This is a genomic window from Thiothrix sp. UBA5583, assembly GCA_002425225.1.
In the GTDB taxonomy this organism is placed as follows: Bacteria; Pseudomonadota; Gammaproteobacteria; order Thiotrichales; family Thiotrichaceae; genus Thiothrix; species Thiothrix moscowensis.
The window spans coordinates 111693-125529 of the sequence record DILV01000018.1 but is presented as its reverse complement, the minus strand read 5'-3'; the positions used below and the strand labels follow the sequence as shown (position 1 = coordinate 125529).

Genomic DNA, 13837 nt, shown 5'->3' with positions numbered 1-13837 from the left:
ATTCTGGTGGTGATAGCGGGTAAGTTTACCCCAGACCGACTATTTTTGCTGCCGGGGCCACCAGGGAAGGGGTTTTTCAATCCTGATCAGACGTGTACCGGAAAAACGGTCATGCCACGTCAGTTTGTCAGTGTTGACAAGGGAAACCAGAAAACCGATACCCAGCGCAGCCCAACTGGCAATAGACCAGAGGAAACGCGCCGAGGCCTGCTGGCGGTTGATGGGCTGATCGTCGCTGGTGACTACGCGCACTTTCCAAGCCCGCATCCCCAGCGTTTGCCCGCCGCGCATCCAGAAAAAGGTAAAAAAGCCATAAGCCATGCCCGCGTAGAGCAGGATCATCGCCACGTCAGGCAGTTTGATGCCAGTGATGCTCTGGAAAATGACGGCAATGATGCCAGCGACCACCACGATACTGAAACCGGCGAGTACGGTGTCGTAGATCATTGCACCAAGGCGGCGCAGGAGGGTGACGTTATTTTCCATCCAGAAAATTCCTCAGCATCTCATGCCCATACTGCGTCAGGATGGATTCCGGGTGGAACTGCACCCCTTCCACCGGCAGGGTTTTATGCCGCACGCCCATGATTTCATCCAGCTTGCCGTCTGCCGTTTTCGTCCACGCGGTAATTTCCAGACAGTCGGGGATGGTTGCCTGCTCAATCACCAGCGAATGGTAGCGGGTAGCTTCCAGCGGGCTGGGCAAGTTGCTGAATACGCCCACGCCTTTGTGATGGATCATGGAGGTTTTGCCGTGCATGATTTCCTTGGCGCGGATAATCCTGCCGCCAAACGCCTGCCCGATGGATTGATGCCCAAGGCATACGCCCAGAATCGGGATTTTTCCGGCAAAGCGCAGCAGGGTGGGGATGGAAATACCCGCTTCGGTCGGCGTACAAGGGCCGGGGGACAGCACGATCTTGTCCGGCGCAATATCGTCAATCGCTTCCACCGGGATTTCGTCGTTACGTACAACCTGAACGTCTGCACCCAACTCACCCAGATACTGAACAAGGTTGTAAGTAAAAGAGTCATAGTTATCAACCATTAAGACACGCATCTTACACCTCCTGCTTATTTGTGTTTGCCGTTGAGGCCGGATAATGCAGCACTGGCGGCGCGGAACACCGCACGCCCTTTGTTCATGGTTTCCTTCCATTCCAAATCGGGGATGGAGTCGTACACCACACCTGCACCGGCCTGGATGTGCAGCACAGTATCCTTGATCACGGCGGTACGGATGGCAATGGCAGTATCCATATTGCCGTTCCAGGCCAGATAGCCGACCGCACCGGAGTAGACGCCACGCTTGACCGGCTCGAATTCGTCGATGATTTCCATCGCACGGATTTTGGGTGCGCCGCTGACGGTTCCGGCGGGAAAGGTGGCGCGTAATACGTCCATCGCATCCAGCCCCGGCAGCAGTTTGCCGGTGACGTTGGAAACGATGTGCATGACGTGCGAATAGCGTTCCACGATCATTTTATCGGTCAGCTTGACGGAGCCGATTTCGCTGACGCGCCCGGTGTCGTTGCGCCCAAGGTCGATCAGCATCAGGTGTTCGGCTATTTCCTTGGGGTCGTTGAGCAGTTCGGTTTCCAGTTCCTGATCGCGTTGTTCGGTGTCGCCGCGCTTGCGGGTTCCGGCAATCGGGCGCACAGTGATCACGTCGTCTTCCAGACGCACCAGGATTTCCGGTGAGGAGCCGACGATGTGGAAATCGCCCAGATTGAGGAAATACATGTACGGCGACGGGTTGAGGCGGCGCAAGGCGCGGTACAAGTCCAGCGGTGGGGCTTCAAACGGGATGCTCATGCGTTGCGAAAGTACTACCTGCATGATGTCACCGGCCTTGATGTATTCCTTGGCAGCGACCACCGCATCCTTGAAGCCCTGCTCGGTAAAGCCGGAAACGAAATCGCTTTCCTCAACCTGCCGGGCTTTAGGGGCAGGTTGGTAGAGGCGGCGAGCTTCCTGCAACTGGCGTTCCAGCGCATCCAGCCGTTGCTGCGCTTGCTGGAAACCACCGGCTTCTGCCAGCACGATCAAATGCAGTTCGCCGCGCAGGTTGTCGAATACCACCACCTCATCTGACACCATCAGCAGGATGTCAGGCGTGCCGATCGGGTCGGGCTTGTCACGCCCCGTGCTGAGTTTTTTCTCAATGTAACGGATGGTTTCGTAGCCGAAATAGCCGACCAGACCGCCGTTGAAACGTGGCAAACCTTCAATGTCCGGCACGTTGTATTGTTGCTGGAATGACGTAATCCACGCCAATGGGTCAACTACGTCAAAACTTTCAACCGGTTGATGGGCGCGGTGCAATTCCACCCGCAAACCAAACACCTTGATGAACGTTTTGGCGGGCAGGCCGAGCATGGAATAACGCCCCCATTTCTCCCCGCCCTGTACAGACTCGAACAGGTAGGAATAGGGCGCATCAGCCAGTTTGAGATAGGCGCTTAACGGGGTGTCGAGGTCTGCCAGAGTGGTGCGGCGGACGGGGACACGGTTGTAGCCTTGGGCAATATAAGTATCAAAGGTATCCTGATTCATGAGGGCTTCCAAATAAAACGGTCAACGAAACACTTCCTGCTGGGGTTAGCGGGAACGCCATCGCCACGTTTTATTCGGAATGTATTTCATCAGTTGCAGCTAATCAGGTTGCTGAATTCAGCCATCGAGTCTATCACAGCATCGGGGTGATAGTTACGAATATCTTCGCCGTGGTTATAGCCGTAGGTCATGCAGATGATCTGGAAACCGGCAGCCCGCGCCGCTTTTACGTCGGACTTTGAGTCACCGATCATCACTGCATCTTCCGGCTTTACGCACAATGCCTCGGCAGCGTGCAGCAATGGCAGGGGATGCGGTTTCTTTTCCGGCAGGGTATCGCCGCTGATGATGATCTCGAAACGGTCGAAAATGCCTAGATCCTTCAGCAATGGGTGGGTGAATTGCGCAGCCTTGTTGGTGACGCAGCCGATTTTCAGCCCCTTGCAACCTTGCAGGAAATCCAGCCCCTCCAGCACACCGTCATACAGACGACTGCGTTTAGACGTGTTTTCTGCGTACAAGTCCATGAAAACCGGCATGGCGCGTGCAAACAGTGCGGCATCCGGCATTCCATCCAGATCGTTGGTCAGGGCGCGTTCTACCAGCCGTTGCACGCCATTGCCGACCCACTGGCGCACCGCCGCTTCACCACGCACCGGCATATCCAGTTGCTGCATCATTGCATCGACGCAAAACGTCAGGTCGGGAACGCTGTCAACCAGCGTCCCGTCCACGTCGATCAATACCATTTTTGGTTTGAACATGATTTCTCTCTCTTAACCCCTCTCCCCTTGAGGGAGAGGGGTTGGGGGTGAGGGGTTCTTTATCTTAAACCTTCGCTTCTGCCAATTGCGCCCGGAATTCCGCCAGAATACTGTTGTAATGCTGCGGATCGGTGGCTTTGGCTGCATTGAAAATCGCTGAACCAGCCACGAAAGTATCTGCACCCGCTTCCTTGATTTCACGGATATTGCTGGCTTTCACGCCACCGTCGATTTCCAGACGGATGTCCAGACCGGAGTCATCAATCATCTTGCGAGCCTGACGCAGTTTGTCGAGTGCGGACGGAATGAAGCTCTGCCCGCCGAAACCGGGGTTGACCGACATCAGCAGGATCATGTCCACCTTGTCCATCACGTATTCCAGCACCGACAGCGGAGTAGCCGGGTTGAACACCATACCAGATTTGCAGCCTTCGCTGCGGATCAGTTGCAGGGTGCGGTCAACGTGTTCGGAGGCTTCCGGGTGGAAAGTAATGTAGGTTGCGCCCGCCTTGGCGAAGTCAGGAATGATGCGGTCAACTGGCTTGACCATCAGGTGCACGTCGATGGGGGCGGTCACGCCGTGCTTGCGCAGGGCTTCGCATACCAGCGGGCCGATGGTCAGGTTGGGGACGTAATGGTTATCCATCACGTCGAAGTGCACAATATCAGCGCCGGAAGTCAGTACGTTGACGACTTCTTCCCCCAGACGGGCAAAGTCGGCGGACAGGATGGAAGGTGCAATGAAATCAGCTTGACGTGCCATATTGTTTCTCCTCAGAACTGTGGCGACCAAAACGCTCCCCACTCTACCGGAAAGGTTGCTGCAATGCAGCCCTTCCGGGGGAGATAGGTTTTCACAGGGTGGAATACATCAGGCCGATGGAATACAGGTCGGCATCGGTCTCATAGGCAGAATCCGAGCCGACATTGAACATGTGTTCCCACTCACCGCGCAGGTGCAGGTTGTCATTGACCTGGTATTGCACGCCTGCGCCCAGCAGTGGGCTGGTTCCCTCATCCTTGCTGCTGGTGGTTGCTCCACCGGCTGTTTGCGTTGTTTCACGATCCCAGAAAATGGCCCCACCCTTGCCGAAAGCTTCAATTTGGGTAGCAACCGGCACGTAACCCACAGCGGCAACACTGATGCCCGTCAGCTCGTTTTCCAGTCCGGCAGAACTGCCACTGGTATTGCCGGTTTTGCTGGTTGTGCCCAGCTTGTTGTAAGCGGCTTCTGCTCCCCACATAGGGTCGAATCGTGCTCCGCCAAAGACTTTCCAGGCAACGTCCTTATCATCACAGGAACCGTTAAAAAATGGATCATTGCAGACATCTCCCTGCTGGCCTGCGCCAAGGCTGCCGCCTGCGTACAGTTTGGTGCCATTCATGAAGCCGGGAGGGCGTGTTGTGCCGGTGTTGATGCCAGGGCTGAAAAAACCGTTGGCGTATACACTGCCACTCATGCAAAAGAGCAAGGCTGTCAGTAGCTGTTTTTTCATGGCTTTTGTTCTTGTTATAAGGTTGAGAAGACCGCGCCAACGCTCATCATCTTGGGTTCGGTGGCGAAACTGGTATCCTTGCCGATACCAAATGCCTGTTCGTACTCACCCCGCACCGACAGGTTGTCATTAATCTGGTATTGTGCCCCGACACCCAGCAATGTACCGATGCCACTTTCGGACGATGTTGTTGATGGTGTTTCACCTGTTGCGCTGGTAATTTTGCCATCCTGGCTCCAGTAGGTAATACCTGCCTTGCCAAGCAATTCGGTTCGTGGCGCAACGGGCAAATAACCTACCGCAGCAAGATAAGCCGCAGATGTTTCGCTTTCGGAAGAGCTGTTATCAATGACAAAACCCCTGTCTGACAGAATGACACCTTCCGCACTGCTTTCGCCAAAATTGATATAGCCGCCTTCCACACCCAGGGTTGGTAGGGTATTCTGGTTAACAGTGGGTGCTAGGCGTGCGCCTGCAAAAATCTTGTAGCCGGTGGAAGAGTCTTCACAGGATGTTGTTCCGTTGACTGCATCACATGCACCGTCTTCACTGGAGGAGCCAATGCTGCCGCCACCGTAAAAATCCATGTTGGATGGTAGGCCGAAGCCTTCCAAGCCACCGCCAGCGTGGGCGGTATTCAGCAATAGTGCAAGACCTGCCAGTGAGCAGGAAAGATATGTTTTCATGCAAGCCCTCATTACCCCAGTTGCAGGGTTATTGTTATAACGAAGAAAAAGTCACCCCGACGCTCAGCAGATCAACATCGCCCTTGCTGCTGGCATCGCCTATATCCTTGAAACGTTCCCATTCGGCGCGGATGCCCATGTTGTCACCCAGATCATAGTTGGCTCCCGCCCCCATCATCAGGTTGGTTCCTTTGCTGTCTGACTTGCCAGATGCATCGGTACGTTCCTGACTCCAACGGGCAATGCCAGCTTTGCCGAACAATTCGATCTCTTCATTCACGGGAATGCCTGCCACCCCAGCCAGCATGGCGGCAGTAGTGGAGCGGGAAACATCTGTGCCAGTATCTTGCCCTTTGTGATCGCCGAAGTTGATGTAACCACCTTCCACCACAAAAGTCTCGTTTACACGCACACCGCCAAACAGCTTCCAGCTTTGGTCAGTGTCTTCGCAGTTCTGGAGTGCATCACAAAAGCCATCAGCAGATGACTGACCAATGCTGCCACCCAAATAGTTGTCTGGTTTGCTGGCGGATTTGCCAATGGGGGTGAAAATCGCGGAGGACTCCGCTGCAAAGGTGTTAGCGCTCATGGCGCACAACAACAGCGCGGTAATCCCGGAAAGTTTTGGTGAAATCATTTTCGCAAAGCCCCTTGCTTATTATTGTTTTGGGTTTAGCCAAGGTTTTTATGCTTTTAGGCTAATGCCTATAATGTAAATTATTTTCTGAGGGATGGGGATAATGTTCCGATAAGTGGAAGCTGGAAAAATAACCGTTTATTTTTCCAGCTTCAGCGCGATGTTTTAGCGGAGTTTACTTTGCAAAGCAGCAGCACGTTGCGGGAAATTCAGTTCCATGACCCGCATACTGTCAGCCGCCAAATCGGTTTTACCCAGATTGTGGGCAGCCTGAATCTTGATTTCCAATGCATCTGCAATGGCTGGCGACCCCTGATAATGCTTGATAGCGTATTCTGCCCGGTTGAAAGCAGCCAGCCACGCACCACGCAACATGTAGTATTTCGCCACATTGACTTCGGATTCCGCCAGACTGTTGCGCAGGTATTGCAGGCGGGAACGGGCATCCGGTGCGTATTTGCTGTTCGGGTGGCGGGTTACGACATGCGAAAAGTCCTGGAATGACTCTTTCTGGCGCACGCTGTCCAGATCGGCAATGCTGCGCGGGAAAACTTGGTCAACGATGCTGCTGCCCCGGTTGAAATTCACCAGACCACGCAGGTACAGGGCATAATCCACATTTTCGCTGCCGGGATTCATGCGTAGGAAGCGGTCGATTTCATCCAGTGCGGAATCGGCCTCGTCGTACTTGTAGTAAGCATAGGCTTTTTCCAGTTGTGCCTGCTGGGCAAAACGGCCTAGCGGGTAACGGGCTTCCAGTGCTTCATACAGGGTGATGGCTCGCTCGTAGTCACCTGCGTTGAGGGCTTCCTTGGCGGTTACGTAAATCTTGTTGGCAGACCAGCCCTCAGTAGGGTCTTTTTCAGTCTGGGAAAAGATCGACGTGGTTTGGGACATGATGGAACAGCCACTAAAACCAGCCGTGAGAGCCAACATACCCGCCAGATAAGCACTGGCCTTGAGTCTTTTTGTGGTTATCGACATTTGCTTAACAACACATGATGATAGAATGAGTTTGCAAGTATAGCGTATTCAACCGGATTAAGAATGCTTCAAAATCAACAGATCATCAGCATCGTCCCGCCCGAAATGGACGGTTATCGCCTGGATCAGGTCGTCGCCAGCCTGTGCCCCCAGTATTCCCGCAGCCAGCTCCAGAAATGGATCAAGGCGGGGCATATTCGGGTAGAGGATAAAGTCCTCAAACCCAAGGAACGCTTAACCAGTGGCGAAGCCATCATAATCAATGCCGTACAGGAGGTGCAAACAGAATTCGCACCCGAAGACATTCCGCTCGACATTGTGTACGAAGATGACGCCATTCTGGTTATTAACAAGCCTGTCGGGCTGGTCGTGCACCCCGCTGCGGGAAACTGGTCGGGAACGCTGGTCAATGCCTTGTTGCATTACGCTCCTTCATTGGAAATGTTGCCACGAGCCGGAATTGTCCACCGCCTCGACAAGGATACTACCGGCCTGATGGTGGTTGCGAAAACCCTGCAAGCCCATACCAAACTGGTGGAATTGCTACAGGAACGCGATGTCAGCCGTGAATACCTCGCCCTCGTATCCGGGCAGGTCGTTGCCGGTTCAACCATCGAAGCCAACATCGGTCGCCATCACGTTGATCGTAAGAAACAGGCCGTCACCGAGAGTGGCAAGCAAGCGATTACCCATTACCGGGTAGAAGAGCGTTTTCCCCATCACACTCTGTTGCGGGTGGCGCTGGAAACCGGGCGTACCCACCAGATCCGTGTCCATCTGAGCTGGAAGCACCTGCCGATCGTGGGGGATCAGGTGTATGGCGGGCGGCCACGTGTGCCTGCCGGTATCAGTGATGAATTGCGCACCGCACTTCAGACTTTCCCGCGTCAGGCACTGCACGCTACCCGATTGGGGCTGGTGCATCCGGTCAGTGGTGACTATCTGGAATGGGAACGTCCGTTGCCAGACGACATGAGCGAATTACTGAATTTGCTGCGTAAGGAAAATACATGAACCCGAACTGGATTACCCCCGCCTGGCCTGTTCCTGCCAATATCCGCGCGGTTTGTACCACTCGTCACGGTGGAGTGAGCGAAGCACCTTTCAACAGCCTCAATCTTGGCGACCATGTAGGCGACAACCCTTATGCCGTTGCCCGCAATCGCATGATGGTGGGTGATACCCTGCAATTGCCCAGCGAACCCTTGTGGCTCAAACAGGTGCATGGGGTAGATGTGTGTGGCATGGATGTGGGAACCTGTTACCCGACCGGCGATGCTTCCACCGCTTTTGGCAAGGGGCAGGTCTGTGTGGTGATGACGGCAGATTGCTTGCCAGTATTGTTCTGTGACCGCGCCGGAACCCGTGTGGCGGCTGCCCATGCCGGTTGGCGGGGGCTGGATGCTGGTGTACTGGAACGTACCATCGAATCCCTGCAATGCGAGCCTGCCGACTTGCTGGCATGGCTGGGGCCTGCGATTAGCCCGGATGCCTTTGAAGTTGGCCCGGAAGTGTGCGAAGCCTTTATCCTGCATGACGTGGCGGCAGAAGTGGCTTTCAAGCCATCAGTCAATGCAGGCAAGTGGATGGCTGACATCTACCTGCTGGCACGGCAGCGCCTGAATGCGGCTGGTGTTACAGCGATTCATGGCGGCGACCTTTGCACCTACAGCGATAGCGAACGCTTTTTCTCCTACCGTCGTGATGGGCAAACCGGACGCATGGCATCACTGATCTGGATGGCGTGATGGATTCAGCCTTGCTTGCCGTCGACAACCTAGATGTGCGTTTCCGCCTTAAAACCGGGCAGGTTTTGCAGGCGTTGTCTGAGGTTTCCTTTGACCTGCAAATTGGCGAAACACTGGGGATTGTCGGTGAATCAGGCTGTGGCAAATCCACGCTTGCCCGCGCTATCCTGCAACTGGTTACACCTGCGCAAGGTGAGATCCACTGGCGGGGCAAACTGCTGAACCCAAATGACCAGCACGGGATGCAAACCTATCGTCGTGCGGTGCAATGTATCTTTCAAGACCCACTAGATGCGCTCAACCCGCGCATGACCGTGGGGGATTGTATCGAGGAACCCATGTTGGCCTTGCGCCCAGAATGGGGCAAAGCTGCCATTCGTCAGCGTGCTGACCAGTTGCTGCAAGCGGTTGGGCTGGAAAGCGGAATGCGTAACCGTTACCCGCATGAATTTTCCGGCGGACAATGCCAGCGCATCGGCATTGCCCGCGCGTTGGCAGTCGAACCGCAACTAATTGTGTGTGACGAGCCAGTGAGTGCGCTGGATGTATCCATCCAGCGGCAGGTTGTGCAGTTGCTGGCTGGTTTGAAGCGCGAACGTGACCTGACCCTGTTGTTCATTTCCCATGATCTTGGGGTAGTGCGCGAACTCAGCGACCGGGTGCTGGTGTTGTATCTGGGGCGGGTGATGGAAATTGCTGAAGCGGAAAGCCTGTATCGGCAACCCTTGCATCCGTACACGCGCCTGTTGCTGGATGCCATTCCGCTACCTGATCCCCAACAGGAACGGGTACGGCTAGCCAAGGTGAAAGTGGGGGCAAGCGAACTGCCTTCGCCATTGAACCCGCCTTCAGGCTGTGTGTTTCATACCCGTTGCCCGCAAGTACAGTCCATATGCCGGGAACAGATTCCGGCATTGCGTGAGATGGGGGATCGACAGGTTGCCTGCCACGCGGTGTAAACAGTCGCGTGGCGACTCAGGGGTGGATACGCTGTAACAGATGTTCGGCAGCTTCTGCCATGTCCCGACCACAACGCTGGTCTGCGTGCAGGCTCAGCAGGTTATGCGGAGTGAGGCCATCTTCCCCTAGGTTCTGGGCAATGCATTTCAACATCAGGTAATCGTAACTGCTGACCTTGGCAGGCGTGTCATTGATATAAACCTGTTGCCCTAGGTTGTGCACGCGGATAGTACCGAATCCAGCATTGAGTTTCAGTTCGCGGGGCTTGCGCAAAGGGCTGTAATGCAAAAGTTTTTCCAGCTTGCCCAGCAGGGATGCGGTGGTAAAGGGTTCCTGGATGTATTCATCAGCCCCGGCAGTCAGCAGGTTGGAAATATGTGACCAACGTTCACAACGGCTGACCGCAATCAGCGGAAACCACAGGTTATGCTGGCGTAAGCTCTGAATCAGGCTGACTTCTTCATCAGGTACAGCAGCAGGGCCGATGATGGCGGCATCGACGCCGATGGTTGAGACACTGGCTATGGCTTGGGTTAAGCAGGCGGTATCAGTTACGACAAACCCGGCCTCGCGCAACAGGTTGGTAGTGTAAAACCTCAGCCCCTCAAACCCGCAAATGACCAAAATATGCATGGTGATATATTTCGTTGTTGGTGTTTGTCGTTTGAAATATAGACTTATGTACCGGGAAAATCTACGTCTTCCTGAAAGATGGTTGTTTGATTTTTTCAAACAGGCTTAACGCCTGCTCCCGGCTGGCTTTGAAATCCACTACAGGTAAAGGATAATTCTGCTTGTTTTCTCCCGGTTCACGCGGCAAGTGGATCTGTTTGCTGCTACGTTCGCGCAGTTCAGGAACCCAGCGGCGAATGTAGTCACCATCCGGGTCAAATTTCTGGCTTTGCAGGATCGGGTTGAAAATGCGGAAATAAGGTGCTGCATCTGCTCCACAACCTGCCGTCCATTGCCAGCCCAACACATTACTGGCCAGGTCGGCATCCACCAGTGTATCCCGGAACCAGTTTTCACCCTTCTGCCAAGGAACCAGCAGGTTTTTGCACAGCAGGGAAGCCACAATCATGCGTACCCGGTTGTGCATCCAGCCGGTTTGCCACAGCTCGCGCATTCCGGCATCAATAATGGGGTAGCCGGTTTGCCCACGTTGCCAGCGTATCAATATTTCCTCATGATTTTCTGCCCAGGGAAAACGGGTAAAGCGCTCATCCAACGGGCGTTCAACAGTATGTGGAAAGTGATACAGCAAGTGCCAGGCAAATTCCCGCCAGCCAATTTCGCGGATGAAATGACGCACGCCACTGTCAGCGGTGGCATTCTCCGCCAGAAACTGTTCTGCCAGCCATACCACCTGACGCGGGCTGATTTCACCGAAATGCAGGTGTGGGGATAGTCGGCTCGTACCGGAATGGGCAGGCAGGTCGCGGGCTTGCTGATAATCCTTGCCACCGATGGGCAGGAAATTGAGCAGTTTGTGCAGGGCTGCACGTTCCCCCACCTGCCAGTGGGACATCATGCCAATATCCCAGCGGATGTGCGGCAACAGCTTCAGTGAATCCAACGGCAGGCTGGCTGGAACCTGTGCAGGAGCGGGTATCTGCGCCGGGGCTGGCAGAGGCTGATGCTGGATGCCATAGCGCAACATGGCTTGCCAGAACGGGGTGAACACCTTGTAAGGTGTGCCATCCGCTTTCAGCACTTCCCACGGTTCGTTCAGCAGGCTGGCGTTGAAACTGCGTACTTCACAAACCTGCCGCAGGCTTTCCTTGAGCTGGCGGTCGCGTTGCAGGCTGGCGGGGTCGTAAAGGCGGTTCCAGTACAGACGGGTTGCGCCGGTTTCTGCCAGTAGTTGCGGCAGGATGACTGACGCGGAACCTTGCCGCAGGATCAGGTGGCTGCCGCTGGCTTGCAGGTCTTGCGTAAGTGCTTGCAAGCTGTGATGCAGCCATACCCGGCTGGCAGAACCCAACTGGCTGACCGAGGTGGGCAAGGGGTCGTCAATGAATACCGGGATGACCGGTTCGCCCGTGCGGCAGGCATGATACAGCGCTGGGTTGTCGGTCAGGCGCAAGTCCTGACGAAACCAGACCAGTACGGTCATGTATCCGCCAGCAGCCGGTCAACAGCGGCTGGAATTTCGGTAAGTTCCATCGGCAACCAATGGATAGGCAACCCATCTGGTGGTTCAGCGGTGAATTCATCCTGATAGCCGCACAGCAGTGCGGTGATGCGGGTCATTTCCACCAATACCTGCAAGTCTTCACCGATGTTGCGGCAGTCGGTTAGCAGCAAGGCATCGAAACCGGCACGTTCCAGCACGAGCGGCAGGTGATCCAACGTGGTGTGCAGCCCCAGCAGGCTAGTCTGGTAGCCGTGGTTGCCGAGGATGTTGGCGAGTAACAAGCCTTCAATCTGCTGGTAGGTATCCGCGTTGGTGTTAGCTGCAATCAGGATGCGTTTGCCATTGGCGCGGCTGTTGTGTTGCAGGTAGCGCGAGCCGAGTTTGGCGCACAGGAATTCGTGCAGGAAAGCAGAGTCGGCACGAGTGGAAGGCAGGCTGTCACACTGCTGCTGAAGTTGGCGGTACAACGGGTGTAGCAGTTTTTTGGCAAGCAGTTCCAGCGGATAGAGGGAGGCAGCTTCGTTGAAGGCGTGTTCCAGCGAACGGCTGTCGAGCTTGCGAATCCAGCGCTGGAACAGGGCGCGGTAATGCCGCCAGGGGTCATCGGTTTGCACATCGCGGGCGACTTGCAGCAGTTGCGGGTGTGGTTTGTTGGTATCCAGTACGTCACGCACACGGCTGACCGGAATCCCCTGTTCCAGCAGGATCAGTACCTGTTTGACCCGTTCTACATCCTGCTGGCTGTAAAGACGGTGGCCTTTGGGGGTGCGACGTGGGCGCAACAGGCCGTAGCGCCGTTCCCATGCCCGCAGGGTCACGGTATTAACGCCGGTCTGTTCTGAGACTGTGCCAATGGGGAACAGGGCGGTTTCGTCGATCATGGTATTGGTGGCTGGCTTCATAAGGTTTGTAAGGGTCTTGTACAGTAATGATGGAACTATAAGTGAGTTTGGAACAGTGGGATAGTACGCACAGGAAAATTACGGCATTTCAGGATTGCTGCTCAAGAACTTGTTCTTTTTGCGAGCATATCAGCAAAAACTTATGGATAATTCGAGTCTGCCCCGTTTCCCTGTTACATTGCCGTCACGATCATGTTTGGAGAATCGCCATGAATGCAAAAACCTATCTGCATGAACTCAAGGATAAGGTCCTGGATCATCCTTTCCTGCGTCACCCTTTCCTGCAACAGTTTTCCAGCCAGCCACTTACATTTGGGCAGGCACGCACATTTGCCTTGTTGTATTACCCGCATATCCTGCGTACCCGTCTGTATCAAGCCAATGCGTTGGGGGTAACACCGGATGAGCGCATCCAGGCGGTGTTGGCAGACATCCTGTATGATGAATACGGCAACGGCGATCCATCGCGTTCCCACATGGAGGTTTACCGCAAGTTGTTGCGGGCGCTGGATTTCAGTGAGGAAGAGATGGCAAATGCACCGATTACCCCTGAGCAGCAAGGCTATATCGACACCATGATGCGCCTGACTCAGGGGACAGACTGGCTGGCAGCGGTCGGTGTGGCAGGCATTGCCGGGGAATGGCCGATTCCGCCGTATTACCGCATGTTGCTGACCGGGCTGCGTACTGTGCCAGGGCTGAGCGATGATGCGCTGGAACTGTTTGTCGGGCATATCGAGCTGGACATTCACCATTCCCGGATTATTGAAGAAGCCATCATGCCATACCTCGAAACCCGTGCAGGGCAAGCGTCGCTGTGGCGGGGTATCGAGCTTAACCTGAATGCGCGTCTGGTGCAGTTGAATGGCTTGCAACGGGAAGTCTTCGGAGTTGGCGCATAAGCTGTAAACCCCATACTTTTGCTGGTATTGGTATCTTGATGGTGGTAACTTCCCCCGGAGAATTT

General features: G+C 54.9%; 16 protein-coding genes. 4 read left to right on the top strand and 12 right to left on the bottom strand.

Going from position 1 to position 13837, the window contains the following annotated elements; all coding sequences use genetic code 11:
* Window positions 1-39 precede the first annotated feature (39 nt).
* The 9 genes from B2U47_RS06855 to B2U47_RS06815 form a co-directional block, all read right to left on the bottom strand.
* Window positions 40-486, bottom strand: a complete 447-nt coding sequence (locus B2U47_RS06855) for an RDD family protein (RefSeq protein ID WP_296675278.1) — start codon at window positions 484-486, stop codon at window positions 40-42.
* Window positions 476-1060, bottom strand: coding sequence for an anthranilate synthase component II (locus B2U47_RS06850; protein WP_296675281.1), 585 nt, complete (start codon window positions 1058-1060; stop codon window positions 476-478). Before B2U47_RS06850 ends, B2U47_RS06855 begins: the two co-directional genes overlap by 11 nt.
* A gap of 14 nt (window positions 1061-1074) precedes the next feature.
* Complete coding sequence (gene trpE, locus B2U47_RS06845) at window positions 1075-2556, bottom strand: anthranilate synthase component I (protein ID WP_296675284.1); 1482 nt, start codon at window positions 2554-2556, stop codon at window positions 1075-1077.
* 89 nt (window positions 2557-2645) lie between these two features.
* Window positions 2646-3320 carry a phosphoglycolate phosphatase gene (locus B2U47_RS06840; protein ID WP_296675286.1) on the bottom strand — a complete coding sequence of 225 codons (675 nt, stop codon included), beginning with the start codon at window positions 3318-3320 and terminating at the stop codon, window positions 2646-2648.
* 64 nt (window positions 3321-3384) lie between these two features.
* Window positions 3385-4083, bottom strand: coding sequence for a ribulose-phosphate 3-epimerase (gene rpe, locus B2U47_RS06835; protein WP_296675289.1), 699 nt, complete (start codon window positions 4081-4083; stop codon window positions 3385-3387).
* A 91-nt stretch (window positions 4084-4174) separates the two neighbouring features.
* Window positions 4175-4816 (bottom strand): outer membrane beta-barrel protein, encoded by a 642-nt coding sequence (locus B2U47_RS06830; protein ID WP_296675292.1) that lies wholly within the window; start codon window positions 4814-4816, stop codon window positions 4175-4177.
* 14 nt (window positions 4817-4830) lie between these two features.
* Window positions 4831-5502 carry an outer membrane beta-barrel protein gene (locus B2U47_RS06825; protein WP_296675293.1) on the bottom strand — a complete coding sequence of 224 codons (672 nt, stop codon included), beginning with the start codon at window positions 5500-5502 and terminating at the stop codon, window positions 4831-4833.
* A gap of 34 nt (window positions 5503-5536) precedes the next feature.
* Window positions 5537-6139 carry an outer membrane beta-barrel protein gene (locus B2U47_RS06820; RefSeq protein WP_296675296.1) on the bottom strand — a complete coding sequence of 201 codons (603 nt, stop codon included), beginning with the start codon at window positions 6137-6139 and terminating at the stop codon, window positions 5537-5539.
* Window positions 6140-6304: 165 nt separating this feature from the next.
* The gene (locus B2U47_RS06815; RefSeq protein ID WP_296675299.1) at window positions 6305-7123 is read right to left on the bottom strand and encodes an outer membrane protein assembly factor BamD; all 819 of its coding nucleotides are present in this window, start codon (window positions 7121-7123) and stop codon (window positions 6305-6307) included.
* 63 nt (window positions 7124-7186) lie between these two features.
* On the opposite strand from B2U47_RS06815, the gene rluD reads away from it, so the two are divergent.
* From rluD to B2U47_RS06800, 3 genes are read left to right on the top strand one after another with little or no spacing between them, the layout of a single operon-like run.
* On the top strand, window positions 7187-8137 hold the full coding sequence (gene rluD / locus B2U47_RS06810) for a 23S rRNA pseudouridine(1911/1915/1917) synthase RluD (protein ID WP_296675301.1): 951 nt from the start codon (window positions 7187-7189) through the stop codon (window positions 8135-8137).
* Window positions 8134-8871: a peptidoglycan editing factor PgeF gene (pgeF, locus tag B2U47_RS06805; RefSeq protein ID WP_296675304.1), complete on the top strand. Its 738-nt coding sequence runs from the start codon at window positions 8134-8136 to the stop codon at window positions 8869-8871. Before rluD ends, pgeF begins: the two co-directional genes overlap by 4 nt.
* Entirely contained in the window at window positions 8871-9830 is a 960-nt protein-coding gene (locus B2U47_RS06800; RefSeq protein WP_296675306.1) for an ABC transporter ATP-binding protein, read from the top strand. The genes pgeF and B2U47_RS06800 overlap by 1 nt, the downstream gene beginning before the upstream one ends.
* 16 nt (window positions 9831-9846) lie before the next feature.
* On the opposite strand, the gene B2U47_RS06795 is transcribed toward B2U47_RS06800, so the two are convergent.
* From B2U47_RS06795 to B2U47_RS06785, 3 genes are all read right to left on the bottom strand, one after another.
* Window positions 9847-10464: a hypothetical protein gene (locus tag B2U47_RS06795; protein ID WP_296675309.1), complete on the bottom strand. Its 618-nt coding sequence runs from the start codon at window positions 10462-10464 to the stop codon at window positions 9847-9849.
* 61 nt (window positions 10465-10525) lie between these two features.
* Window positions 10526-11947 (bottom strand): cryptochrome/photolyase family protein, encoded by a 1422-nt coding sequence (locus tag B2U47_RS06790; RefSeq protein ID WP_296675311.1) that lies wholly within the window; start codon window positions 11945-11947, stop codon window positions 10526-10528.
* Window positions 11944-12870, bottom strand: a complete 927-nt coding sequence (locus tag B2U47_RS06785; protein ID WP_296675314.1) for a MerR family transcriptional regulator — start codon at window positions 12868-12870, stop codon at window positions 11944-11946. The genes B2U47_RS06790 and B2U47_RS06785 overlap by 4 nt, the downstream gene beginning before the upstream one ends.
* Window positions 12871-13079: 209 nt before the next feature.
* Between B2U47_RS06785 and B2U47_RS06780 the strand changes: the two genes are divergently transcribed.
* On the top strand, window positions 13080-13772 hold the full coding sequence (locus tag B2U47_RS06780; RefSeq protein WP_296675317.1) for a TenA family transcriptional regulator: 693 nt from the start codon (window positions 13080-13082) through the stop codon (window positions 13770-13772).
* Window positions 13773-13837: the final 65 nt, after the last annotated feature.

Bases quoted from the DNA above. Each gene is read 5' to 3' on its own strand.
- B2U47_RS06830 (WP_296675292.1), bottom strand. From the start codon at position 4,816: ATGAAAAAACAGCTACTGACAGCCTTGCTCTTTTGCATGAGTGGCAGT.
- rpe (WP_296675289.1), bottom strand. From the start codon at position 4,083: ATGGCACGTCAAGCTGATTTCATTGCACCTTCCATCCTGTCCGCCGAC.
- B2U47_RS06855 (WP_296675278.1), bottom strand. From the start codon at position 486: ATGGAAAATAACGTCACCCTCCTGCGCCGCCTTGGTGCAATGATCTAC.
- B2U47_RS06780 (WP_296675317.1), top strand. From the start codon at position 13,080: ATGAATGCAAAAACCTATCTGCATGAACTCAAGGATAAGGTCCTGGAT.
- B2U47_RS06800 (WP_296675306.1), top strand. From the start codon at position 8,871: ATGGATTCAGCCTTGCTTGCCGTCGACAACCTAGATGTGCGTTTCCGC.
- B2U47_RS06825 (WP_296675293.1), bottom strand. From the start codon at position 5,502: ATGAAAACATATCTTTCCTGCTCACTGGCAGGTCTTGCACTATTGCTG.
- B2U47_RS06790 (WP_296675311.1), bottom strand. From the start codon at position 11,947: ATGACCGTACTGGTCTGGTTTCGTCAGGACTTGCGCCTGACCGACAAC.
- B2U47_RS06850 (WP_296675281.1), bottom strand. From the start codon at position 1,060: ATGCGTGTCTTAATGGTTGATAACTATGACTCTTTTACTTACAACCTT.
- trpE (WP_296675284.1), bottom strand. From the start codon at position 2,556: ATGAATCAGGATACCTTTGATACTTATATTGCCCAAGGCTACAACCGT.
- rluD (WP_296675301.1), top strand. From the start codon at position 7,187: ATGCTTCAAAATCAACAGATCATCAGCATCGTCCCGCCCGAAATGGAC.
- pgeF (WP_296675304.1), top strand. From the start codon at position 8,134: ATGAACCCGAACTGGATTACCCCCGCCTGGCCTGTTCCTGCCAATATC.
- B2U47_RS06795 (WP_296675309.1), bottom strand. From the start codon at position 10,464: ATGCATATTTTGGTCATTTGCGGGTTTGAGGGGCTGAGGTTTTACACT.
- B2U47_RS06785 (WP_296675314.1), bottom strand. From the start codon at position 12,870: ATGAAGCCAGCCACCAATACCATGATCGACGAAACCGCCCTGTTCCCC.
- B2U47_RS06815 (WP_296675299.1), bottom strand. From the start codon at position 7,123: ATGTCGATAACCACAAAAAGACTCAAGGCCAGTGCTTATCTGGCGGGT.
- B2U47_RS06820 (WP_296675296.1), bottom strand. From the start codon at position 6,139: ATGATTTCACCAAAACTTTCCGGGATTACCGCGCTGTTGTTGTGCGCC.
- B2U47_RS06840 (WP_296675286.1), bottom strand. From the start codon at position 3,320: ATGTTCAAACCAAAAATGGTATTGATCGACGTGGACGGGACGCTGGTT.